Origin of the sequence: Mesobacillus jeotgali, from assembly GCF_900166585.1 — a bacterium.
GTDB lineage: Bacteria > Bacillota > Bacilli > Bacillales > Cytobacillaceae > Mesobacillus > Mesobacillus jeotgali_A.
Window position 1 is genome coordinate 414440 of sequence record NZ_FVZC01000008.1, and the last position, 23845, is coordinate 438284.

19 protein-coding genes and 1 pseudogene are annotated in these 23845 nt (G+C 32.1%); 15 read left to right on the plus strand and 5 right to left on the minus strand.

The annotated features are described in order from the left end of the window. Nucleotides 1-45: 45 nt before the first annotated feature. Nucleotides 46-978, minus strand: a complete 933-nt coding sequence (gene tagU, locus B5X77_RS07190; protein ID WP_079506586.1) for a polyisoprenyl-teichoic acid--peptidoglycan teichoic acid transferase TagU — start codon at nucleotides 976-978, stop codon at nucleotides 46-48. A gap of 333 nt (nucleotides 979-1311) precedes the next feature. Here tagU and B5X77_RS07195 point away from each other — a divergent pair, with 333 nt between their 5' ends. From B5X77_RS07195 to B5X77_RS07265, 15 genes are all read left to right on the plus strand, one after another. Continuing rightward, entirely contained in the window at nucleotides 1312-2256 is a 945-nt protein-coding gene (locus tag B5X77_RS07195) for a Wzz/FepE/Etk N-terminal domain-containing protein (protein WP_079506588.1), read from the plus strand. A gap of 138 nt (nucleotides 2257-2394) precedes the next feature. Beyond that, the gene (locus B5X77_RS07200) at nucleotides 2395-4215 is read left to right on the plus strand and encodes a polysaccharide biosynthesis protein (protein WP_079506590.1); all 1821 of its coding nucleotides are present in this window, start codon (nucleotides 2395-2397) and stop codon (nucleotides 4213-4215) included. A gap of 202 nt (nucleotides 4216-4417) precedes the next feature. After that, nucleotides 4418-5533 carry a DegT/DnrJ/EryC1/StrS family aminotransferase gene (locus tag B5X77_RS07205; RefSeq protein ID WP_079506592.1) on the plus strand — a complete coding sequence of 372 codons (1116 nt, stop codon included), beginning with the start codon at nucleotides 4418-4420 and terminating at the stop codon, nucleotides 5531-5533. Further along, nucleotides 5518-6156 carry a sugar transferase gene (locus B5X77_RS07210; RefSeq protein WP_079506594.1) on the plus strand — a complete coding sequence of 213 codons (639 nt, stop codon included), beginning with the start codon at nucleotides 5518-5520 and terminating at the stop codon, nucleotides 6154-6156. The genes B5X77_RS07205 and B5X77_RS07210 overlap by 16 nt, the downstream gene beginning before the upstream one ends. 4 nt (nucleotides 6157-6160) lie before the next feature. Next, nucleotides 6161-6799 carry an acetyltransferase gene (locus B5X77_RS07215; protein ID WP_079506596.1) on the plus strand — a complete coding sequence of 213 codons (639 nt, stop codon included), beginning with the start codon at nucleotides 6161-6163 and terminating at the stop codon, nucleotides 6797-6799. A gap of 95 nt (nucleotides 6800-6894) precedes the next feature. After that, nucleotides 6895-8106, plus strand: a complete 1212-nt coding sequence (locus B5X77_RS07220; protein ID WP_079506598.1) for a glycosyltransferase family 4 protein — start codon at nucleotides 6895-6897, stop codon at nucleotides 8104-8106. Nucleotides 8107-8127: 21 nt separating this feature from the next. Beyond that, nucleotides 8128-9150, plus strand: coding sequence for a polysaccharide biosynthesis protein (locus B5X77_RS07225; RefSeq protein WP_079506600.1), 1023 nt, complete (start codon nucleotides 8128-8130; stop codon nucleotides 9148-9150). After that, nucleotides 9147-10256, plus strand: a complete 1110-nt coding sequence (locus tag B5X77_RS07230; protein WP_079507622.1) for a capsular polysaccharide biosynthesis protein CapF — start codon at nucleotides 9147-9149, stop codon at nucleotides 10254-10256. Before B5X77_RS07225 ends, B5X77_RS07230 begins: the two co-directional genes overlap by 4 nt. A 2-nt stretch (nucleotides 10257-10258) precedes the next feature. Next, nucleotides 10259-11389 (plus strand): non-hydrolyzing UDP-N-acetylglucosamine 2-epimerase, encoded by a 1131-nt coding sequence (wecB, locus tag B5X77_RS07235; RefSeq protein ID WP_079506602.1) that lies wholly within the window; start codon nucleotides 10259-10261, stop codon nucleotides 11387-11389. Further along, nucleotides 11389-12447, plus strand: coding sequence for a glycosyltransferase family protein (locus tag B5X77_RS07240; RefSeq protein ID WP_079506604.1), 1059 nt, complete (start codon nucleotides 11389-11391; stop codon nucleotides 12445-12447). The genes wecB (B5X77_RS07235) and B5X77_RS07240 overlap by 1 nt, the downstream gene beginning before the upstream one ends. 2 nt (nucleotides 12448-12449) lie before the next feature. Further along, nucleotides 12450-13844: a hypothetical protein gene (locus B5X77_RS07245; protein WP_079506606.1), complete on the plus strand. Its 1395-nt coding sequence runs from the start codon at nucleotides 12450-12452 to the stop codon at nucleotides 13842-13844. A 10-nt stretch (nucleotides 13845-13854) separates the two neighbouring features. Then, nucleotides 13855-15087, plus strand: a complete 1233-nt coding sequence (locus tag B5X77_RS07250) for a hypothetical protein (RefSeq protein WP_079506608.1) — start codon at nucleotides 13855-13857, stop codon at nucleotides 15085-15087. A 38-nt stretch (nucleotides 15088-15125) separates the two neighbouring features. Then, nucleotides 15126-16409, plus strand: coding sequence for a flippase (locus B5X77_RS07255; protein WP_079506610.1), 1284 nt, complete (start codon nucleotides 15126-15128; stop codon nucleotides 16407-16409). 114 nt (nucleotides 16410-16523) lie between these two features. Next, the gene (gene wecB, locus B5X77_RS07260; protein WP_079506612.1) at nucleotides 16524-17639 is read left to right on the plus strand and encodes a non-hydrolyzing UDP-N-acetylglucosamine 2-epimerase; all 1116 of its coding nucleotides are present in this window, start codon (nucleotides 16524-16526) and stop codon (nucleotides 17637-17639) included. Between the two features lie 189 nt (nucleotides 17640-17828). Next, nucleotides 17829-19073, plus strand: a complete 1245-nt coding sequence (locus B5X77_RS07265) for an O-antigen ligase family protein (RefSeq protein WP_079506614.1) — start codon at nucleotides 17829-17831, stop codon at nucleotides 19071-19073. 146 nt (nucleotides 19074-19219) lie between these two features. On the opposite strand, the pseudogene B5X77_RS23980 reads toward B5X77_RS07265, so the two are convergent. From B5X77_RS23980 to B5X77_RS07290, 4 genes and pseudogenes are all read right to left on the minus strand, one after another. Then, nucleotides 19220-20481, minus strand: a pseudogene (locus B5X77_RS23980) (transposase). A 148-nt stretch (nucleotides 20482-20629) separates the two neighbouring features. Continuing rightward, nucleotides 20630-22153 (minus strand): DUF6056 family protein, encoded by a 1524-nt coding sequence (locus tag B5X77_RS07280; protein ID WP_079506618.1) that lies wholly within the window; start codon nucleotides 22151-22153, stop codon nucleotides 20630-20632. A gap of 50 nt (nucleotides 22154-22203) precedes the next feature. After that, nucleotides 22204-22608: a GtrA family protein gene (locus B5X77_RS07285; protein WP_079506620.1), complete on the minus strand. Its 405-nt coding sequence runs from the start codon at nucleotides 22606-22608 to the stop codon at nucleotides 22204-22206. Continuing rightward, the gene (locus tag B5X77_RS07290; RefSeq protein WP_079506622.1) at nucleotides 22589-23551 is read right to left on the minus strand and encodes a glycosyltransferase family 2 protein; all 963 of its coding nucleotides are present in this window, start codon (nucleotides 23549-23551) and stop codon (nucleotides 22589-22591) included. The genes B5X77_RS07285 and B5X77_RS07290 overlap by 20 nt, the downstream gene beginning before the upstream one ends. Nucleotides 23552-23845 lie beyond the last annotated feature (294 nt).

The window sequence follows — 23845 nt, forward strand, 5'->3', positions numbered from 1 at the left end:
TCCAATAGAGTAATCACATTATTCGGGATCTGATTATGAAATAATTTATTTTAACTTTAAATGATTTTTTAGTTCCTTCTGAACCCTTTGCTTTTCTTCCTCTGAAACCACTTGATAATAAATATTGTTAATTCTTGTTCCTTTCCCGGAGACTTGTAGCTGGTCGATGTTATGACGAGCATCTTTATAGTTTTTTTGTATTTCAACTATCTCATTAAAGGTCATGTTTGTCCTTATATTTTTCCCTAGTGCTGCAAAAATATCATCAAACTGGGTTAAAAAATTTACGCTTGCCCCTTTGTCTATTACGCCCTGGATAACCTGCCGCTGCCTTTGCTGACGTCCGAAATCACCTTTAGGATCGTTTTTCCTCATTCTGACGAAAGATAAAGCCTCTTTCCCATTTAAGTTAAGCTCTCCCTCATTAAATTGGTGGCCACCTTCAGTAAAGCTGAAATTATTATTTACGGTGATACCACCCACTGCGTCGACAATATCCTCAAAGCTTTCCATATTGATTTTCACATAATAATCAATCGGTATATCCAAGAAATCTTCCACCGTGGCCATGGACATTTCTTCACCGCCAAATGCATAAGCATGGTTGATTTTATCAACAGTCCCATGTCCAATAATATCTGTTCTAGTATCCCGCGGAATACTTAGCATTTTTACTGAATTTTTTTCAGGGTTAACTGTTAATACAATCATCGTATCAGAGCGCCCTTTGTCTCCTTCTCGTTCATCGACTCCCAGCATTAAGACTGAAAAAGGATCTTTCTTTCCAAAATCGATTTCATTTGTCCGTAAATCAGAAATTTTTCTATCTGTAGGTTGATGCATGGTTTTAACAGCATCTGTTAAAGATTTATAGACAGAAAAGGAATACAACCCTACACCTAAAATTAACAAAACAAAAATCAAACCTATAATACTAAGCCATTTACTTTTCTTTTGTTTATTTCGATCGGTTCTCATACCGCAATTCCTCCAAAAAATTACCATTTACTTTTGATTCTAAATAATACAATATCAAAAATGTTGATAGAAGAATATAGAAACTTTGTTTAAAAATCCTTTTTATTGTAAGAAAGTGGTAAAAAATTAAATTTGGTTATAAATTACAGTTAAAATACAACTAAGTTATGGTAAAATTAGACTGTATTTTTAAATTTTTTGGCAATTAAATATCTAAACGTAACATAATGTAAGAATTATTTAATCTTATTTTAATATTTTATAGAAGAAAATGTCGATTGATGTTAAAATTTATACAGATTTTTGAATTTAATTTATTAAGGGGATAAAGGAATGCAAGAAGAAATTAAGTTACGTGATTTAATAGAAGTTATTATCAAAGGTAAAAAGCTAATTATAGCTATTATGATAATTTTTGTTTTATTGGCAACAACATTAAGTTACTTGGTTATAAAACCAACCTATGAAACAAAAGCGACTATTTTAGTAAACAATTTGCAGATAGAGGAAGGGGATGAAATATCAGCATATCTTAATGAAGTTATTTCTCCTCAAGTATATAGTGAAAGAATAACATCCCAGCATTTGTTAAATAGGGTCATTGATAATCACAGTTTAGATAATGAGTGGGATGTTAAAACTCTGAAAGAGAAATTAACAGTTGAAACTGAAAAAGATTCAAAAATACTTATTATAACTTTACAAGGTAATGATCCGAAAATAATTAAAAAAACACTGGAAGCTATAATTAAAGAGGCAAATGAGTTTATTGGTGAATCTATTTCAAAGCGTCTATTAATAACAGCAGAACAATATAAAGAGCAAACTAATGAAGAGAAAGAAAAATTAGAAGAGGTACTGAAACGATATAATGCTGCCCGAGTAGATGAGGATTTACCTACGATTGTTTTACTTGATGCATTGATATCTGGGCAGAAACAATATTTATTAGATGTGGATGAAAAGTATTTAGATGAACTTCAAAGCCTTGACAAGAATAAACAAGTAGAATTTCAAAAGTTAAACAACCAAGTCAACACTCTTACTACCCTTTTTAATGAGTACAATGCTAAATATGAAAAAGCGAGGAGTGTCTCGCAATTATTTAATGTCGAAAATGAACTAACTGTTGTTTCAGGACCTGAATTGCCATTAGAACCGATTTCGCCAAAGAAAGCTAGGAATATAGTAACATCCTTGGTACTTGGATTTATGGCTGGAGTAGGAGTTGTGTTTTTCCGTTATTATTTGGATCAAACAAAGAAAGGCTCTAATTAGGGCCTTTTTATGTGAACATTATAATATTTCATTTTAATGATTATGAGATTACCTAGAAGTGAAAGGTATTCGTAAACAAATGTCAGGTAAAATTAAAATGTATTCTATTTTAAAAAACGAAAAATGAGGGGATAACAGTTGAGTTATAAAAAACGTGTTCCTATGATAATTTTATTAGATTCAATAGTAGTGTTATCTTCAATCTTCTTAGGTTTTTTCATTTTAAATCCATCTATGAATATCTTTACATTGCCTCTGCTATGGATTAGTTCTATTGCATTGTTATTAAGTCATCAAATTTCAGCGATGATTTATCATCTTTATCAAAAAGCATGGGAGTATGCAAGTGTCGGGGAACTAACAGCAATTGTTAAAGCGGTAACATTGTCGGTCTCTTTAGCGGGAGTTGTCCAGTTAGTTTTAGTTCAGGATATTTATTTTAGAGTGATGGGGATTACATGGATGCTACATGTAATACTCATTGGTGGCACACGTTTTTCGTGGCGAGTCTTTCGAGATAGATTTATTTCTCCAAGTCCAAATATGAAACGGACGTTAATCGTAGGTGCTGGATCAGCAGGGACAATGGTTGCTAGGCAACTATTAAGGAATCCGGATGCTGATTTATATCCCATTGCGTTTGTGGATGATCATCCTAAAAAGTACAGGCTACAAATCTACGGAATAGAAGTTCAAGGGAAAATTAAAGATATTCCTCTTTTGGCAGAAGAGCTAAATATAGAAAATATAGTAATTGCGATACCTTCTCTTCAAAAACAAGAACTTAAAAGGATATATGAAGAATGTGCAAAAACCCAAGCCAAGACCAAAATTCTTCCAATGATAGAAGATCTCGTTACTGGTAGAGTTTCTGTAAGTCAAATTCGTGATGTTCAAGTAGAAGACTTATTGGGACGGGAACCAGTAGAGTTGGACTTGAGTAGTATATCAGAGAAAGTCACTGGGAAAATAGTGCTAGTCACTGGAGCTGGCGGATCTATAGGTTCAGAAATTTGCAGACAAGTTTCACAGTTTTTCCCTCAAAAAATTGTTCTCGTAGGTCATGGAGAAAATAGTATTTACACAATTGATATGGAACTTCGTAACCAATTTGGGCAAGTGATTGAAATCATTCCGTTAATCGGTGATGTTCAGGACCGAAATAGAATGTTTGAGATTATGGAAGAACATAAACCTAATGTTGTTTACCATGCAGCCGCTCATAAACACGTTCCGTTAATGGAATATAATCCACGTGAAGCAGTAAAAAACAATGTTTTTGGAACAAAAAATGTTGCAGAGGCAGCCGATAAGTTTAGGGTAGAAACCTTTGTATTAATTTCCTCTGACAAAGCCGTAAATCCTACGAACATAATGGGGTCAACAAAGAGAATTGCAGAAATGATAATCCAAAGATTAGACCAGAATAGCCAAACAAAATTTGTCGCAGTTAGATTTGGTAATGTTCTTGGCAGTCGAGGCAGTGTAATACCGCTATTTAAAAAGCAAATTCAAGCAGGTGGACCTGTTACAGTCACTCATCCTGATATGACAAGGTACTTTATGACGATTCCTGAAGCATCTCGATTGGTAATTCAAGCAGGTACACTTGCTCGAGGTGGAGAGATATTTGTCCTTGATATGGGCGAGCCTGTGAAAATTACTGACCTTGCGAAAAACCTGATTAGACTCTCGGGATATACAATAGAAGAGATAGGGATTAACTATTCAGGATTAAGACCCGGGGAGAAAATGTTTGAAGAGTTGCTGAATGAAAGAGAAATTTATCCAGAACCAATTTTCCCTAAAATCTTTATTGGCAAAGCTGTACTTGAGCAGGAAGAGGAAGTCAATTATCTTCTTGAAAGATTTGAAAACTTCGATTCTAAGCAACTAAAGGACTTTGTAATTAATTTGGCTAACCGGAGAGAGAATAGGTTTTTTTTGGTAGCGAAATGACCACACCTTCAAGATAACCGGTATCAAATAAGAAAAATTACTAAATAGTAAGCCCCTGTCTATATTTATATGGGCAAGGGCTGTTATTTTGATGTCCTTGGTCAGTTAGTAGAGTTATTCTAGAACGGATTTATCCAAAAAGTTCTGTTAATAAAAAACAACAGATAGAAAAATATAGATTGATGGAAGGAAGATATTAATTATGGGAGATAGAATATTTCTCTCTTCGCCTCACATGAGTGACGAAGGTTATGAAATGCAATATGTTAAGGATGCTTTTGATACAAATTGGATAGCACCTTTGGGTGAAAATGTGAATCAGTTTGAAAATGAACTGGCAACTAAAGTTGGCTCTAAAGATGCTGCAGCATTATCCTCAGGGACAGCAGCAATTCACATGGCTTTAAGAGCAGCTGGGGTCGTTGAAGGCGATATAGTGTTTTGTCCTACACTGACATTCTCAGCGACTGCCAATCCTATCATTTATCAAAATGCTATTCCTGTCTTTATAGATAGTGATTACGAGACTTGGAATATGTGCCCTAAAGCGCTGGAGAAAGCCTTTGAGAAGTATCCGAATGTTAAAGCAGTTCTTGTTGTTCATTTATATGGGCTTTCTGCAGATATGGATAAGATAATGGAGCTTTGTAAAAGACATAAAGTAATATTGATTGAGGATGCAGCAGAATCCTTAGGGACTTATTATAAAGGTAAACATACTGGGACTTTCGGAGAGTATGGAATTTTTTCTTTTAATGGCAATAAGATAATAACTACATCTAGTGGTGGAATGCTAGTCTCTAATGATGAAGAAAGAATTTCAAAAGTGAAATTCTGGTCTACGCAATCCAGGGATCAAGCGAGGCATTATCAACATAGTGAATTAGGATTTAACTATCGAATGAGTAATGTTGTTGCTGGTATTGGAAGAGGTCAACTTAAAGTATTAGATAAAAGAGTGAAAAAGAAGAATTATATATTTGAGTTTTATAAAAAAGAGCTGGGTGAACTTGAAGGGGTAAATTTCATGCCTAGTAACGAATGGAATGAACCAAATTATTGGTTAAGTAGCTTGACTTTAAGTGGCCGTGTAAGACCGATTGATGTTATGGATGCTCTTGAAAAAGAAAATATAGAATCAAGACCAGTATGGAAGCCTATGCATTTGCAACCATTCTTTAAAAAATATGATTTTATAGGAATAGATGTATCTGAAAGATTGTTTGAAAACGGTATTTGCTTACCGTCAGATACAAAGATGACAGATGATGATCTTTTTAGAGTCGTAGAAGTTATTAAAGGATTGTGGTCGAAGTGATAAATCCTTATAAAAGAATATTTAAAAGACCTCTAGATTTGATACTATCTTTATTTGCAATTATTTGTCTCAGCCCCCTAATTCTAATTATTGCCATTTTGGTAAGGATTAAACTTGGAAGTCCGGTCCTATTTAAACAAAAAAGACCTGGGTATAATGAGAAGGTTTTTACAATGTATAAATTTAGAACTATGACCGATGAGAGAGGTTTAAATGGAGAATTGCTTCCAGATAGTATACGATTAACTACGTTTGGGAAGTTTTTACGTTCTTCTTCACTGGATGAACTCCCTGAACTATTTAATATCCTTTTAGGTGATATGTCGATTATTGGACCAAGACCTCTCTTGGCACAATATTTACCTTTATATAATCCACGTCAAAAGCGACGTCATGAAGTTAGACCAGGTTTATCTGGATTAGCCCAAGTAAGTGGCAGAAATGCATTAAGCTGGGAAGAAAAATTTAATTTTGATATAGAATACGTAGACAATGTTAGTTTTCTTGGAGATTTGAAGATTATTCTTTTAACTTTCAAAAAGGTTTTGGTGAGAGAGGGAATAAATTCAGAAACAGCTGCAACAATGGAGTATTTTGAGGGTAATAAGATTAAGGAGGAATAACTGAATGAAAGACATAGTAATTATCGGTGCGGGTGGGTTTGGAAGAGAAGTTGCTTGGCTTATTGAAGAAATTAATAAAGTTAAACATGAATGGAATATTTTTGGATTTGTCGATGATAATGACAATATACATGGAACAGAAATATTTGGATACCCTGTTGTTGGAGATATCGAGTGGTTAAGAGGCCAAGAACTGCATGTAGTAAATGCAATTGGAGATCCATTAATTAAAAAGGATGTTATTAACCGAATGATAGGGAGTAAGAATAAATATCCCGTTTTAATCCATCCAAGTGTAATTTACTCAAATAGTGTAATTTTTGGAGAAGGTAGTATTATATGTCCGGGGACTATACTAACCGTAGACATTCAAATTGGCAAACATGTAATTATTAATATAGATAGTACTATAGGTCATGACGCTGTAATTGGTGACTATACAACCATACTTCCAAGTGTAAATGTATCTGGTTATGTAGAAACTAAGGAATGTGTAAGTGTGGGAACTGGATCGGCAATTATACAAGGTATAACCATTGGGGAAAATACTATCATTGGTGCAGGATCAGTGGTGGTAAAAGATTTACCTGCTAACTGTACAGCTGTAGGTGGCCCTGCAAAGCCTATTAAGTATCATATATAAATATAGCACAAGAATAAAATTTTTAAGTAATTTGTGTTGAATATTGGACTAGATTTATACACAACTCAAGTATGATGTAAGGAGCAATCAATGTAATGAATATACTTTTTTTATCACTTTCAGACTTTTCGACCATAGAAGAAAAAGGTATATACACCGATTTAATGCGAGAGTTTGTAAGTGAAAATCATAATGTATATATTATTTCTCCAACTGAAAAGTGGAAGGATAGACCAACAAAGTTAATAGATAAAGGGAGTTATAAGATACTTAAACTACAAATTGGTAATACACAGAAGACTAATTTGATAGAAAAAGGTGTTTCAACCCTCACATTGGAATCCAAGTTTCTAAAAGGAATAAAAAAGTATTTTTCAGACATTAAATTTGATTTAGTTATTTATTCTACACCGCCAATAACCTTACAAAAAGCAGTTGAATTTATAAAAAAAAGAGACAATGCAAAAACTTATTTATTGTTAAAAGATATATTCCCACAAAATGCAGTCGATCTAGGCATGTTGAAAAAGACAGGGATAAAAGGCCTTTTATATTTTTATTTTAGAAACAAGGAAAAAAAGCTTTATCATATTTCTGATTATATTGGATGTATGTCACAAGCAAACGTAGATTTTTTATTAAATAATAATCCTGAATTATCTCGTGAAAATGTTGAGGTATGTCCAAATAGTATAGAGCCTTTAATAATAGAAAAAGATGAAAATAGGATTGCTGAGATAAAAATCAAATATGAAATACCAATAAATAAAACAGTATTGATATATGGAGGGAATTTGGGTCAACCTCAGGGCCTTGATTTTTTAATTGAATGTTTGCGAGCTAATGAGAGAAATGAAAATATGTTTTTTATTATAGCTGGGTCAGGAACGGAATATTATAAACTCAAAAATTTTTTTGAGAACGAAAATCCCAAAAATGCACGGTTGTTCCCACACTTACCAAAAGATGATTATGATTTACTAGCTAACTCTTGTGATGTAGGGTTAATATTTCTAGATAAAAGATTTACAATTCCAAACTTCCCTTCGAGGCTGCTTTCTTATTTGCAGGCATCGATGCCAGTGTTGGCAGCAACAGATATTAGCACTGATATTGGGCAGATAATAGAGGGAGCCAATTTTGGCCTTTGGTGTGAAAGTGGAAATCTTGAAATGTTTAATAGTCATATTGATAAATTGTGTAATAGTAACCTAAGAGAGCAAATGGGTGTAAACGCAAGAAGATTTTTAGAAAATAACTATACGTCTAAACACTCATATGAAATAATAATGAGTCATTTTAAATAAGAAAGAGGTCTAATAATAATTATGTTTAAGGATCAAACTTTGTTAATAACTGGAGGTACCGGTTCTTTTGGACATGCAGTTATGAAAAGATTTCTAGATACTGATATTAAGGAAATAAGAATATTTTCTCGTGATGAAAAAAAACAAGATGATATGAGAAAACAATATAGGAATGACAAACTTAAATTTTATTTAGGGGATGTACGTGATTTGGCAAGTGTGAAAAATGCCATGCATGGAGTTGATTACATTTTTCACGCAGCTGCCTTAAAACAAGTTCCTTCATGTGAATTTTTCCCTTTAGAGGCTGTGAAAACCAATGTAATAGGAACAGATAATGTTCTAACTGGTGCTGTCGAAACAGGAGTTAAAAAAGTAATTTGTCTTTCCACAGATAAAGCAGCTTACCCAATTAATGCTATGGGAATATCTAAAGCCATGATGGAAAAAGTTTTTGTCGCAAAGTCAAATACGGTTGATTCAAACAAAACTCTTATTTGTGGAACTCGTTATGGGAATGTAATGGCTTCTAGAGGTTCTGTAATTCCACTATTTATTGAACAACTGAAAAGTGGTAAACCTCTAACAGTAACAGACCCAAACATGACAAGATTTTTAATGAGTCTTGAAGAAGCAGTAGAACTAGTAGTCTTTGCATTTGAAAATGCCGCGGCAGGGGATATTATGGTTCAAAAAGCACCAGCCTCAACAATTGGCGATTTAGCGCAAGCGATTAAGGAATTATTTAATGTTCAAAATGAAATAACAGTTATTGGTACACGGCACGGTGAAAAATTATATGAAACGTTACTTACTAGAGAGGAACATGTAGTTGCAGAAGATATGGGTGGTTTTTATAGGGTTCCTGCTGATAAGAGAGATCTAAACTATGATAAGTACTTTGTGGAAGGCGATCAGAAATTATCAGTTCAGGAAGAATACAATTCTCATAATACACAGAGGTTAAATATCGACCAAATTAAGGATAAACTTCTAATGTTAGATTATGTCCAAGAAGAGTTGAAAAGATGGAATCGAGTATGAAAATATTAGTTACTGGTGCAAATGGCTTCATTGGTAAGAATTTGGTATCGGAATTAAAAAACCGCAACTATTCGGAAATCTATGAGTATGTGAAGGATACAGATCAATCTTTGCTTAATGAATATTGTAAGAATGCTGACTTTGTATTCCATCTTGCTGGGGTAAATCGTCCTGAACACCTATCTGAATTTATGGAAGGTAACTATGGTTTTACTTTTAAGTTGTTAGAAACTTTGAAAAAACATAAAAACACCTGTCCTGTAATGATTTCTTCATCTACCCAAGCAATGCTGGACAATTCTTATGGTATTAGTAAGAAGGCCGGTGAAGATTTGTTATTCGATTACAGTAAAGAAACAGGAGCAAAGGTATTAGTTTACCGTTTCCCTAATGTATTTGGTAAATGGTGTAAACCGAATTATAACAGCGTAGTCGCTACATTCTGTCATAATATTGCTAATGAGTTACCTATCAAAGTAAATGATCCGAGTGTTGCTATGAATTTAGTTTACATTGACGATTTGGTTGAAGAACTTATCAATGCAATGAACGGAAATGAAAACTTGGTTGGTCATATTTGTGAGATTCCAATGATGCACAACATAACACTACAGAAGATAGTTGACTTACTATACTCATTTAAAAATAGTCGTAACGAACGGTCAATTCCTGATATGTCTGAAGAGTTCACAAAGAAATTATATAGTACGTATTTGAGTTATCTTCCCGAGAATAAATTCAGTTATGAACTTAAAATGAACGTAGATTCAAGAGGCTCATTCACCGAGTTTATCAAGACTCCCGAAAGAGGCCAAGTGTCTGTTAACATATCTAAACCGGGTATAACAAAAGGAAACCATTGGCATCATACGAAAAATGAGAAGTTTCTTGTTGTGAGTGGAAAAGGAGTTATTCGTTTTAGGAAAATTGGATCGGAAGACATCATCAAATATTTTGTTAGTGGAGACAAATTAGAAGTAGTAGATATACCACCTGGTTACACTCATAATATTGAAAATCTAGGTAAAACAGATATGGTAACGATAATGTGGGTTAATGAATTTTTTGATCCTAATAGACCAGACACATACTACTTGGAGGTTTAGCAATGAAAAAATTAAAAGTCATGACAGTTGTGGGTACGAGGCCTGAAATAATAAGGCTTTCAGCTGTTCTGAATAAATTAGAGGAATCAAACGCTATTGACCATATATTAGTTCATACTGGTCAAAATTATGATTATGAATTGAATGAAGTGTTTTTTAAAGACTTTAATTTGAAGAAACCTGATTATTTTCTAGAGGCGGCTACGGGAACTGCAGTAGAAACAATAGGGAATATTTTGGTTAAAATTGACCCTGTTTTGGAGGCAGTTAAACCAGAGGCTCTTTTAGTTCTCGGAGATACAAATAGCTGCTTATGTGCGATTGCAGCCAAAAGGAAACGAATACCGATTTTTCATATGGAAGCTGGTAACAGATGTTTTGACCAAAGAGTTCCGGAAGAAACAAATAGAAAGATAGTGGATCATACTGCGGATATCAATTTAACTTATAGCGATATAGCAAGAGAATATTTGTTAAGAGAAGGACTACCCGCGGATAGGATAATTAAAACTGGAAGCCCAATGTTTGAGGTTCTTAACTCTCGAAAAATGGACATCGAATCATCGGATATATTGGAAAGATTGAATCTTGAAGAAGAAAACTATTTTGTAATATCGGCACATAGAGAGGAAAATATAAATTCAGAAGTTAATTTTATGGACCTGGTTGGAAGTTTAAATGAAATTGCAAGAAAATATAAAAAGCCTGTTATTGTTAGTACACATCCTAGAACTAAAAAAATGATTGACATAAAGGGAATAGAATTTAACCCTCTGGTGAAAATCATGAAACCCTTGGGTTTTAATGATTATGTTAAACTTCAAATTAAGGCTAAAGCAGTTCTTAGTGATAGTGGGACAATTAGTGAAGAATCTTCGATTCTTGGATTTAAAGCCCTTAACATAAGACAAGCTCATGAGAGACCAGAGGCTATGGAAGAAGCATCTGTGATGATGGTGGGCTTAAAAAAAGAAAGAGTTTTGCAGGGATTGGAGATTTTAGAGTTACAAGAAAAGAATACCTTAAGAGTTGTAAATGACTATAGTATGCCTAATGTATCTGAAAAAGTATTAAGGATAATATTATCCTATACGGATTATGTGAATAGCGTTGTTTGGAGGAAGAGCATGTAATGAAAATTGCTAAAATTGCTCTTATTTGTCCTTCCAATTTGCTCTATATGCCATATGTAAATAATTACTTAAAAATAATTGAGTCCAATAATGTTGCATATGAAATCATTAATTGGGACAGATTTAATATCGAAGATGAGAATGATACCCTAAAGTATAAAGATTCTAAAATAGGACATCAGAGAAACTATTTAGATTATTTTAAGTATAAACAATTTTTAATTAAAGTATTAAAGACAAAAAAATATGATAAAGTAATTGTATTTGGCATCCAATTGTCATATTTTTTAAAAAGATTTTTAATTCAAGAATATAAGGGGAATTATATTCTGGATATCCGTGATCACAATCAAATAATAAACTTTTTTGGGATAAAAAAAATAGTTGATAACTCTAATTTTACTGTTATTTCTTCTCCAGGGTATAAGGATTGGTTACCGATGAGTAATAAATATATAGTCAATCATAATACAGTTATAGATTGTATAGAGGATTTAATGGAGGCTAAACTTAAATCCAACCTAAATAAAATTAATGTATCCTTTATTGGGGCAATAAGGGATTATAACATTAATTTTGACTTTATAAATGTCTTAAGAAACGATGAAAATATTAATATGTTTTATCATGGAGAAGGAGACATTAATAAAGATATTGAGGAACATTTAAAAAAGAATGAAATAAAAAACGTTTTATTAACAGGAAGATTTAATAAAGAAGATGAAGCTTATTTATATAAAAAAAGCGATTTGATTAATGTACTAAGATTTAATGATGGAATTAATAACAAAACTGCGCTCCCTAATCGATTGTATAATGCCATTCTTTATGGTAAACCACTCTTAGCTTTTGAAGGAACATACTTAGCTGAGCAAATTAAAGAGTATAATCTTGGTTTGGTAATAAGTTCATTTAACAATGTTGAAGAAAAAATAAAAATGTATATCAAAAGTTTTGATATTGAAAGTTTTGATAATGGTAGAAAAAAATTTTTTGAAAAAACGATTTCAGACAACCAGTATTTTAAAAGCCAATTAAATAAATTTTTAGGAATTTAAAAATGGAAAAAAACCATATGAATAAGAATGCATTGAATGAAAATAAAATAAATATTTTATCATCAAATAAATTTATATTTATAGTAACATTTTTCCTTCTTATTATTATCACTTCGATTTTCACTTTTTCATTTTCGGTATTTGTAGCTCAAATATTATTTGCTACTTTTACTATAATTTTTATTAATAGAAAATTTGAACGAAGTGCAAACATATATCTTTTAATATATTTAGTTTCTATTTCTTTTGTATTTTTAATTTACTATGCAAACCAGATATATTATGGTTCTCCGTATTATATTGGTGGGTCAGATGATTTGAATTTTGAAAAGTGGGGCATTGATGTATATGATGCAAATCTAGTTAATCCCCATAAAGTATTAGAATCCGGGATAATTGGTCAGTTTCACAACTCACCTTTTTTTGCTGTATATATGTCTATATTGATAAGATTTTCTAACATCTTTGGTGAGTATAGTACTTTTCTTCCTAGAATTCTAAATGTATATTATTTAATCTGGATTTGTATGTTGTTAGAATTTTTACTGAAAAAATACGCTGACTTTTCTTTTAGAAAAATAAAGCTAAGCATTATTATATTCGCATTGACACCAAATATACAATTTATTAATGCCCATGTTTTCAGAGACACTTTCAATTTACTTCAAATAATGCTGATAGTAATTTTATTTGATCAACTAATAAGTCGAAATTTAATCTTAAAAAAGTTAATCTATATAATTTTTCTTTCATTTATAATTTTTATAACGTTTTATACCCGGACAAATTCTTTAGTTTTTTCAGGTGTATTAATTATCTTTATATTGGCTGTACGATTAAAAATCAACCTGCATTTTTATCTCCTAGCAATCATTCCGTTTGTCATTCTTAGTGATTTTACAGAATTAATCGGATTAAAGAAGTTTACAGAAATTTATGGTAGTTATGTACAAACAAATGCCGGTGACGGATTAAGTAGGATCGTGTTTACACAGCCACTAGTACCTTTTGGAATAATATTACGTGGGTTTTATGCTTTTATAACACCTTTCCCGAATTTTTTTGATTTATTCAAAGAACCGAATAAGGTTTTGTTTGATATAACCATGTTATTAGTTTATTTAGGTGTTGTACTACAAATATTCGCTATTCCTTTTATTATAAAAAGGATATTTAAAATTGATTGGTTATCGTTATCCTTCTTAATATGGTTTCTGGCGATAATTGCTACTACATTTACATTTAGGCATATACTTATTTACTATCCTTTTTTGGTTGCTGTGGGGGTTGATGGTTATATTTTATCTAGCAAAATAAATAGAAAGATATCTGTATTCTTTGTTGGATTAATGGGTATATCCTTAGCGGTCATCTATATCTCACTTAAATTTTTATAGGAGTGTTCTAATGAAAATTTTGTTTGTTTCAATGGTTAGTTTTGAAAATAATACATCTGCCACAATACAAAATAAGGGTATTATAAAAGGCTTATCATCTATAGGTCATGAAGTTGATATTCTGACTTTAAGGCCAGATCCAAATTCTTTCAGTTTTGATGATTCGATAAATGATATTAAGGATGTTATTAAGGATGCATATTATATTGATATTGATAAAAAGTATTCAGCCTTAATGTCTAAAAAATCAATGAGTATGACACAAATAGAAAATACTGCTAAGGTTAATATTCTTAAATTAATAAAAAAAAATGTAAGAAAATTTTTAAAAAAAATTTATGAACATACTTCTATTTTTGATGCTCAGAAGATAAATGTTAAAGGTGTATCAAATGTTAACATTGATTATTCAAAATACGATTTCATAATATCAGCTTCGGACCCTAAATCCTCACATTTAATAGTTGAAAAGATTATTAAAGAGAACAAATTGTTTAAAGGTAAATACATTCAATATTGGGGGGACCCAATGTACAATGATATTACTCGTGAAAGTGACTGGAGAGATGTATTAGTTAAACATAAGGAAAAGAGATTGCTATCTTTAGCTGATAAAATTGTTTATGCCTCTCCATTAACATTAAAGATTCAAAAAAAAACATACCCAGAGCTAGCATATAAAATGGATTACGCTAATCAAGTATATATTAATGAATCATATGAGCAAAAAGGTTTAGAAAAAGTGGAGAGAGTAAGTTCAAGAATCACAGTTGGATATTTTGGTGCTTATGATTCTTCTGTTAGGAACATAGTGCCATTGTATAATGCGGGTAAGACGGCGGACTTTAATTTGAATATATGTGGTGCAACTGATTTATCGCTGCCAAGTATAAATAATGTATATATTCATGGAATGCTATCCTATCAGCAGGCGGTCAAAATGGAGAAGGAGTCAAATATTTTGATTTGTATTTGTAATAAGAGAGGGACACAAATACCTGGTAAATTATACTATAGTACAGGCTATCAAAAGCCTATTGTTGTTATATTGGATAGCGAATACAAAGAAGAGTTAAAAGAATATTTACAATCGTTCAAAAGGTTTATTTTATGTGAAAATGAAGAAGGTTCTATTAAGGAAGCAATAGAAAAAGCTAAGAACCAATTAGCAAAGAGAGATTTTCCAATTTCAAAGAATTTAACTCCGGAATTTATGGCCCAGAAAATATTGGATATTAATTAAGTATTTATTACAGTGAGCAAGGATATGAAATTTATCATATGAAACTAAATCAAATAATCAAACAAACTCAAAATTCGAATGTTGTAAAAAATGGAGTATGGCTATATGTTCTTCAAATATTCAATACAATTATACCTTTAATAACATTACCATATGTCACTAGAATTCTTGGACCGACACATTTCGGAATGTTTTCGGCTGCTTTAAATTTAGTCGGATATTTTCAAATTATCGTGGAGTATGGTTTTAACTTATCAGGTGTGAGGAAAATATCCCTTGCAAAAGATAAGAATGAAATATCAGGAATTTATAGTCGGATTACTTTCAGTAAAATTCTGTTATTTTTTATTAGTATTTCAATTATGATTTTTGTATCCTTCTTAGCAGGTATTTCCAAAGTCCAATTTATATGTATGTTTATACTATACATAATGGTCTTAGGTACAGCACTCCAACAAACTTGGATTTTCCAAGGATTACAATTCATGAAATATATTACTATTATTAGTGTTTTATCGAGAACTGTGTCTGTATTAATGATTTTTTTATTGATAAAAAACCCCGAGCATTTATATTTATACTGTATTTTGTATTCATTGACTTTTCTTCTTATGGGAATAATTAGTCTTTTAATCATTAAGTTTAAGATAAAATTACATTTAAAGATTGTTAACTGGAAAGACATTCTAGAAGAGCTTAAAGATGGTTGGGATTTATTTACTACAAGTGCCATGACTAAAATATTTAGTGGCATCGGTATAACTGTATTGATATTTACAAATACAAGTAGCAGTGTAGGAATATATTCTGCTATTCAAAAGATACCATTAATTATAATATTATTTTATACTCCAATTGATCAGGTAATATTCCCGTATATAAGCCGGCACTATGATACTTCATTTAAAAATGGCTATGAAAAGGTTAAAGGTATAGCGAAAATTGTTGTCCCAATTGTTCTTATTTTAAGTTTAACAATGATTCTTGCATCTAAATTAATTATTGATATATTATTTGGTGAGCAATATTCAGTTTACTCATATTTACTATTACCGCTTGTGATATGGATGAGTTTAAGCATTTTCAACAATTTATTAGGCATTCAAATTTTAGTGGCAAGTGGACATTCTAAAGAATATAGTTCCTCTTTCAAGATTGGTGTTATAGCAATAATTATATTTAATGTCGTGTTAGGAATTATAGGTGGTATGAAAGGCATTGCTATAGCTGCCATGCTTGCAGAATGCATACTGACTATAGCAATAATTTATCAAATTAAAAAAATAAAGCACTCGGATACTCCTAAGGTGAAATCGACTTAAATTACAAATCAATTTAGCGCATACAACTATTTATTAAAAGATATGTTTAAATGGTACATGCTTTGTTTATAAAGCTTCTGTAATTGAGATAATCTAAAGAAGTTGGTTGATGACATGAAAAATAAAGTTATTGTTGTATTTGGTACGAGGCCAGAGGCTATAAAGATGTGCCCATTAATTCAGGAATTAAAAACGCGCCCGAACTTGAGTACAATTGTTTGTGTTACGGGCCAGCATAGAGAAATGTTAGATCAAGTCTTAAAGGCATTTAATATCATCCCGGATTATGATTTATCTATTATGAAAGAAAAACAAACCTTATTTGATGTAACAATTGGTATACTTGAAAAAATGAAAGAAGTGTTAGTTGAAACAAATCCTGACGTGGTTTTGGTTCATGGTGATACTTCTACTACTTTTGCTACAGCATTAGCATGTTTCTATTTGCAAATACCTGTTGGACATGTTGAAGCCGGATTAAGAACTTATAATATAACTTCTCCCTATCCAGAAGAGTTCAATCGACAAGCAGTAGGAATTGTTGCAAAGTATAATTTTGCACCCACTAATATGTCTAAAGAAAATCTTCTAAAAGAAGGGAAAAATTCATCTGCAATATTTGTAACTGGTAATACTGCCATTGATGCCCTTAGGACTACTGTAAAAGAAGACTACTTTCATGAGCATCTTGAATGGGCGACTGGCAGCAGACTCATTATGATTACTGCTCATAGAAGAGAAAACCTTGGCGAACCGATGAAAAATATGTTTAAAGCTATTAAAAGAATTGTCAATGAACATAAAGATCTTAAGGCTATATATCCTATTCATATGAACCCAGTAGTGAGAGAAGCGGCTAATGAGATTTTAGGTGATTGTAATAGAATAAAGATAATAGAACCATTGGATGTTTTGGATTTTCATAACTTTCTTTCGAGGTCATATTTGATTCTTACTGATAGTGGCGGAATACAAGAAGAGGCACCTAGTTTAGGTAAGCCTGTACTTGTTATGCGTGATACTACCGAGCGTCCAGAAGGTATAGCTGCTGGCACTTTAAAACTAGTTGGAACTGATGAAGAGGTAATTTATCAATCGTTTAAAAAGCTAATTGTAAATAACGAAGAATATGAAAAAATGAGTTGTGCTAGTAATCCATATGGTGATGGACATGCAAGTAAGAGAATAGCAGATGTCTTGGAAAAGAGTTTAACGATACAAAAAAATTGAAGAATCAAATATAACAAAAAAATAGCTTCCCATCTTCTTTTTTTTATCGAAATTTCAAGATTTTAATAATATACTGATATTTACAATTCACTCTTTGATCCTTAAAATGTTTTGATTATTTTTATGGGAAGAATAAGTTCCCAAACTAGTTAACATACAATAACGAAGCCCGTGAAGAGGTTATACCCTATGCTTAAAACTAAAAGAGAAATAGAATTAACCCGAATTTTTAGTATCTTATTTTTTCCGTTATTATTATTTAATGTACTAGGAGAAACAGTACTTCAGCCTTATAGAGATCAAGCTAGGGTTGCAGTTGATATTACCCTTGTTATTTCCTTTCTTTTACTTATATATTTGTTAATAAAAGATAAAGGTATTGGATTTGAGTATAAGAAAATATATTTAGGTTTTATTTTATTGAGTGGTATTTACTTACTTACCCACATAATAAATGATAATTTTAAGGAAAATGAACAGCTTCTACTTTTATATCTCACTTTTGCTTTTATAATATTAACTATGAAAATTAAATGGCGCCCGGATCATATCATTATCTTTGGTTATATTGTAAATATGGTTATTATATTTTTCTTTTTTCATTGGATTAATAATGATTATACTTTAAAAATGTATAAAGGGATTTTTGGAAACTCAAATGTGTTTGCAACCTTCCTTTTTTCTCTTCTATATTTTCAAGCAATTAATATTTATAATAAATCGGTAATTAATAGAGTATTATTTTTATTGGGGACAGCATTAAACCTAATATTAATTTATATGACAACTTCGAGAGCAGCTTTATTATCTGTTGTTGTTATACTTGGTTCATGGTTATTATTGAAATTTTCGAGACAATTATTCTCAAAGCTTTTTTACCTAGTTATAGCCGCCAATTTCCTTTTTTTAGGATTGTATGTATTATTGGCTAAGTCATCGTACGCAGATACAATTAATAATCTATCTCTTAGATATACTCAAAAGCTTTTCTTTTCAGGAAGGGAAAATATTTGGGGTGATGTAATAGATTTTGGCATGACTTCACCACTGTATGGTCACAAGGTAGGAATCCATATTAAAGAATATATATTTACTAGTCCTGTCTATCATGTTCATAATCAATATCTGCAAGTTTTCGTTGAAGTTGGATTTTTAGGATTATTTACTTTCCTACTTCTATTATTTTTTATTTGGAAGTCTTTTCAAAAAAATTTAGACTGTAATTATGTTCAATGGTCAGCGTGTTTCTTTCTAGGTTTGCTAGTATTCCAAAACATAGAAATCTCACTATTTTTTAATATGCAAGCTATTGGAATGATTCAATGGCTAATTATATCTATTGGTGTCAGTATGTCAATGCAAAAGATTGAATATAACAATCATGAGCCAAATATTAGACGAAGGTATAGAGGGAAATTGCTATCCAAAGTATAAAGTACTGCTGCAGAAAATAAATGATAGGGGTATCCCTGTCGTCAATTCAGGTTGTGGATAAAAGGGGGATAAGAATGCACTCAGTCCGAACCCCTTTTTCACTTTTATTAATTTTACCTAAGGACAGACTTTCCCAAAGTCCATTTTTACGGCATTTTTGGGCCTTCCCATATCCAATTGGATATCTTTTCCATATTAAAGGCAGCAAAAGTAAGTATCACCTGCAGGGGAAATATTTTTAGTCCCCTAAGGGTTGTCCAACTTCTTTTCTCTTTTAGAATACCCGCTCGATCATCTCCTTGCGCTTTGCATTATTCTCTGCTTCAAATGGTCCGCCTAAAATGCACTCCTTAAGGAGTGGGAACTCTGAACACTTTTTAGAATTAAACTTATATTCTCGATAACCTTCTCTTGTGGTACTGCGATAACTAATTCTTGGACATTGGGATAAACATAGACATCTTGTTCTTTGTGATATGTAAACTTCCATTTTGGAAAAAGTCTTTTTGGGAGTTGATACCTATGAAGGCGATTACATAAAAATACTTCGGTCGTGAAGACTTTTACAAATTTGATTCCTTAAATAACCTGAGTCGAGTGCCACTGCTTCTACTTTAAATCCAAAAGGTCAATCCGGGGATCCAACTTAGAAAGGTAAGGGACAGTGTTTGGACTTTTCCTGGAGTAACATAGGCGTTATGATATTAATCCTCATATTAGTAGTAAGGTGGTCTAGATAACAGAACATTTATTGCTTATTTCTTTGGACATGGAACCACAATCAGGATCGGTTGTACTTTTTCGGACCTCCTTGGTCTCTGTCACCTTCTCTCTTTCTTTTAGAGCTTTTTTCCGTGGTTTAATCTGTCATCATCAACAGTCTATTGAATTCTTCTAAGTATTACCTAGGCTTAGCTTCTACTTCTTTACGAGTCAGTTTATGCCTATTGGCAATTTGCTTTAAGGTGAGTGGAATTAGTAAATAAAACTCTCCCACCGACCATTCTATGATTAATGCTTGAAGTATTATTTCATCAAGGATTACTTGAAAGATGTTTGTATCCTTTAAACAAGTTCATTGATTCCGACTGATTGTTCCAATGGTCCACTACAGGGTTATTGAGCTTCAAGATTAGGAACCATCGATAGGCCACATTTATCTGCACTTCGCGTTCTAATTCTAGTTCCGAACGGATGCCATAAAAGTCACCCATAAACATAATCTTAAAAAGAATAATCGGTCCTAAGGACGCCCATTATTCTAAGAATATAAGGGACGGACTTTCTCCCTATAAAAGAAAAATTCCGTATACTTATCAACCTTTCTTAAGAGGTGATACTAAGGGACCAAGTCTTCAAAAAAGACAAATTTCACTTCATTATGTGAATCTCTTTTCGGTTTGAACATTCAATTCACCATTCTAAGTATAATTAATTATATTATAATAAATTTACGAGGTGAATTAATGAAGAGAATAAACAAAAATAAAGGCTATCGAGAGTTTCTCGGCAGCCTGAGGAACATCTCAAAAGTTCCTTCTTAGTAATAATATATTCTATTGTCTAAGCTTCTCCCACTCACTATAAGGAATAACCTTAAACTTAATCTCTTCAGGTATACCATGATATTCCTTGAAGGTTTCATATTGATATCCATCTATAATCGGTGTGCTTAACCATAAATATTGCTCATAGGGTAACCGGGTTAAAATGATTTCTTCCTCTCCGACTGCAACTTTTTCTTTTATATAGGCCATCCTCTCACGATCAACGGATCCATTCATTGTAAACACGTAAATATAGCTGATGGATAGGGCAAGAACTAATATGGTAAATACTTTATTTAGGGCTGCTAAATTGAAGTACTTATCTCTTATAATATATAATCCCATTTCAATTGCTGCTAGGACAAAGAATGCATAGGGAGCGATGAAGTTTCTTGGTCCAAATGGATGAACGAAGACAAGAGGTCCCGCAAGTACCAATACAGAAAGTAAGTAAAAACATATTTTGTATTTAAGGTTTTTGTCAGTAATATACAATAATACAGTCAAAATGATACTTATATAAAACACCAATGAGAAAATGGATTCAAATATATGTGTATCGAGTTTGAAGAAGCTAATTCTCAGATAGGTCACAATAAAAATTTTATAAAATGGATAAATACTCAGCACATACAATAGAATTGTTTTTAATCCCTTGAGAGCTTTTTCTGATTTTATTAAAAGAATAATACAAAACAGGGAAAGCACCAGGTTTAAGATGACATTGTTTAGAAACAGCATAGGATATATTTGCTCACTATACACATCAAAGATCCTCTGAAAAAAACCAACCTCTTCTCCAACAGAACTTTCTTCAGGCTTGATGGATCTATAGGTATCTGCCCCGGTTAATATTTTAGAGTAAGCTCCATTGGTAAACATGATTCCTGCCCCAATAATAGTGGAAATTAAATAGGAAACATGAACAGCATAAACTTTTCTAAATCTCAGAAAGCAAAACAAGATAACGAAAAACGCCATTACAACTGCATAAATTGTAATATGCTCAACAAATAGCTGCGTCATAATGCCTAAAGGGATAACAAAGACTGTCAACCAGCTTTTATATTGGGGAGGAGCGTCCTCAAATATATTTTTTATTAAGACAAGATACATTAAAACAAAAGCAATTGAAGTGATATAATTTGAAAATCCGGCAACCCAAGCATAAGTCTGGCTTATAATATTGACAGGCACACATAGGAATAAGAGAAGACTTAAAAGATAGCCAAATACTGAAGGAGTCTTAAGCATGCTTCCTGCCAGAATTACTATTAAAGTAGAAAAAACCGCCATAATGAAAAATCTTGGCCACTCAACACGTGTAAGATAAAGTTCAAAAAGGTTGCCTAAATATCGCCCATTATAATTTTCAAACCAATTTTTTAAACGTGCCCACCCATCAGAACTACCCCATGTCCAGTCATCATGGGTTAAAGGGGTATTATAGGCAAGGTAAAAATATAACAAAAAAACAGCAATAGAAAAGATACTTATAAATCCTTTGTTCTCCCGAAAAACTGAGGTTTTCACAATAGCACTCCATTCTTGAATCAAGATGTCAAAAAATAAAATAATGCTGCTTAAGAATCTTTTTGAGTTTTAAAGATAAATTGTTTGCTAAAAATATAGTTGGCAACTAGCACTACAAAGTTTGCAAGGATTTTTGAGATCGTTCCATTTATGCTTAAACCGCTTACTAATAAGATCATGATGCCTAAATCCATGAAAAAAGATAAAAGCCGGAAACCAAAAAAGGATGACATTTCGGTGAGCCGGGCTTTCATGGTTGGTGTATGACTTTTAAATACATATTTTTTATTAGAAAAATACGCAAAAAGTACAGCAGCAATCCAAGCAATAGTGGTTGAGACTCTATAATCTAATCCCAAAATTTCTTCTGAAATCCAATATGTCACAATGTTAACTAGAGTAGTAAAGCCACCCATGATGATATACATGGCAATTTTATGAAAGTCTTTTTTCATATTGTTTTAACTCTTTCTGATTATTGTATTCTTCTACAAAATATAGGGGCCTATTTTTTGTTTCATTAAAAATTCGCCCTAAATATTCACCGATGATGCCGAGCGATATGAGCTGTATCCCTCCCAAAAATAATATTACAACCATTAGAGACGGGTAACCGCTAACGTTAGTTCCAAACAATAAAGTTTGAAAAATGATAACCAAAAGATAGATGAAAGATAAAATAGAAATGATAAATCCCATAATTGAAGATAATCTTAATGGGAAGGTTGTAAATGAGGTTATACCTTCCAGCGCTAATTCGATCAGGTTAGAATAGCTCCATTTCGTATCTCCTCCAGCTCTTGGTGCCGCTTCATATTCGATTTCTTTCTTGTTGAAGCCAATCCAGCTGTACATTCCTTTAGTATAACGCTGCGATTCTCTTAGTAATTTAAGAGCATCTACACAACGCCGGTCAAGTAATCGAAAATCACCGGCATCTGGAAGTATATGAATCCTTGTCGTCTTCTGTAAAAATTGGTAGTACTTCTTGGAGGTGAATTTCTTCAGCCAGTTTTCACCCTCGCGTTTGATTCGTTTGGCATAAACATCCTCGTATCCCAATTCCCAGTATTTGATCATTTCCGGGATTAGTTCTGGTGGATGCTGCAGGTCCGCATCCATGATAATAACAGCATCTCCTTTTGCATAATCAAACCCAGCTGCCATGGCTGTTTCTTTCCCATAATTTCTTGAAAGATCGACATATGAAATACGTCTATCAAACTCTCGCAATGATTTAATGGTATTGAGAGTATGATCTGAACTTCCATCATTTATGAATAAAATCTCAATGTTATAACCAGGCAGTTCGTATGCAACATTACTGATCCTTTCATATAACATATCGAGAACCTTTTCTTCATTGTAAGCAGGCACTAATATGGTGATTAACTTCATTCGATTAATACCCCCATTGTTCTATTATCCTCCTGGTAAATTGACATAAAAGATAATACCCCTATTTAATTTGAATAAACAGAAACTAATATATCAATCTAGATATTGTATCTTAATATTAATTGACTCATTGTTAAGTTAACAAATTTTTAATGTTTATGGAATTTATAACCATCAACTATGTAAAATGGAAAATTTCATAAAGGAATCATAGAAAAAGTAGTGGAAGGTAAGTCATTAAATAGTTATTGGAATATTCGTAAACTTGACATGATTCGACAATCCCCTTTTAAT

Coding starts and splice junctions, on each gene's coding strand:
- tagU (WP_079506586.1), bottom strand. CDS start 978: ATGAGAACCGATCGAAATAAACAAAAGAAAAGTAAATGGCTTAGTATT.
- B5X77_RS07195 (WP_079506588.1), top strand. CDS start 1,312: ATGCAAGAAGAAATTAAGTTACGTGATTTAATAGAAGTTATTATCAAA.
- B5X77_RS07205 (WP_079506592.1), top strand. CDS start 4,418: ATGGGAGATAGAATATTTCTCTCTTCGCCTCACATGAGTGACGAAGGT.
- B5X77_RS07215 (WP_079506596.1), top strand. CDS start 6,161: ATGAAAGACATAGTAATTATCGGTGCGGGTGGGTTTGGAAGAGAAGTT.
- B5X77_RS07220 (WP_079506598.1), top strand. CDS start 6,895: ATGAATATACTTTTTTTATCACTTTCAGACTTTTCGACCATAGAAGAA.
- B5X77_RS07225 (WP_079506600.1), top strand. CDS start 8,128: ATGTTTAAGGATCAAACTTTGTTAATAACTGGAGGTACCGGTTCTTTT.
- B5X77_RS07230 (WP_079507622.1), top strand. CDS start 9,147: ATGAAAATATTAGTTACTGGTGCAAATGGCTTCATTGGTAAGAATTTG.
- wecB (WP_079506602.1), top strand. CDS start 10,259: ATGAAAAAATTAAAAGTCATGACAGTTGTGGGTACGAGGCCTGAAATA.
- B5X77_RS07240 (WP_079506604.1), top strand. CDS start 11,389: ATGAAAATTGCTAAAATTGCTCTTATTTGTCCTTCCAATTTGCTCTAT.
- B5X77_RS07245 (WP_079506606.1), top strand. CDS start 12,450: ATGGAAAAAAACCATATGAATAAGAATGCATTGAATGAAAATAAAATA.
- B5X77_RS07250 (WP_079506608.1), top strand. CDS start 13,855: ATGAAAATTTTGTTTGTTTCAATGGTTAGTTTTGAAAATAATACATCT.
- B5X77_RS07255 (WP_079506610.1), top strand. CDS start 15,126: ATGAAACTAAATCAAATAATCAAACAAACTCAAAATTCGAATGTTGTA.
- wecB (WP_079506612.1), top strand. CDS start 16,524: ATGAAAAATAAAGTTATTGTTGTATTTGGTACGAGGCCAGAGGCTATA.
- B5X77_RS07265 (WP_079506614.1), top strand. CDS start 17,829: ATGCTTAAAACTAAAAGAGAAATAGAATTAACCCGAATTTTTAGTATC.
- B5X77_RS07285 (WP_079506620.1), bottom strand. CDS start 22,608: ATGAAAAAAGACTTTCATAAAATTGCCATGTATATCATCATGGGTGGC.
- B5X77_RS07290 (WP_079506622.1), bottom strand. CDS start 23,551: ATGAAGTTAATCACCATATTAGTGCCTGCTTACAATGAAGAAAAGGTT.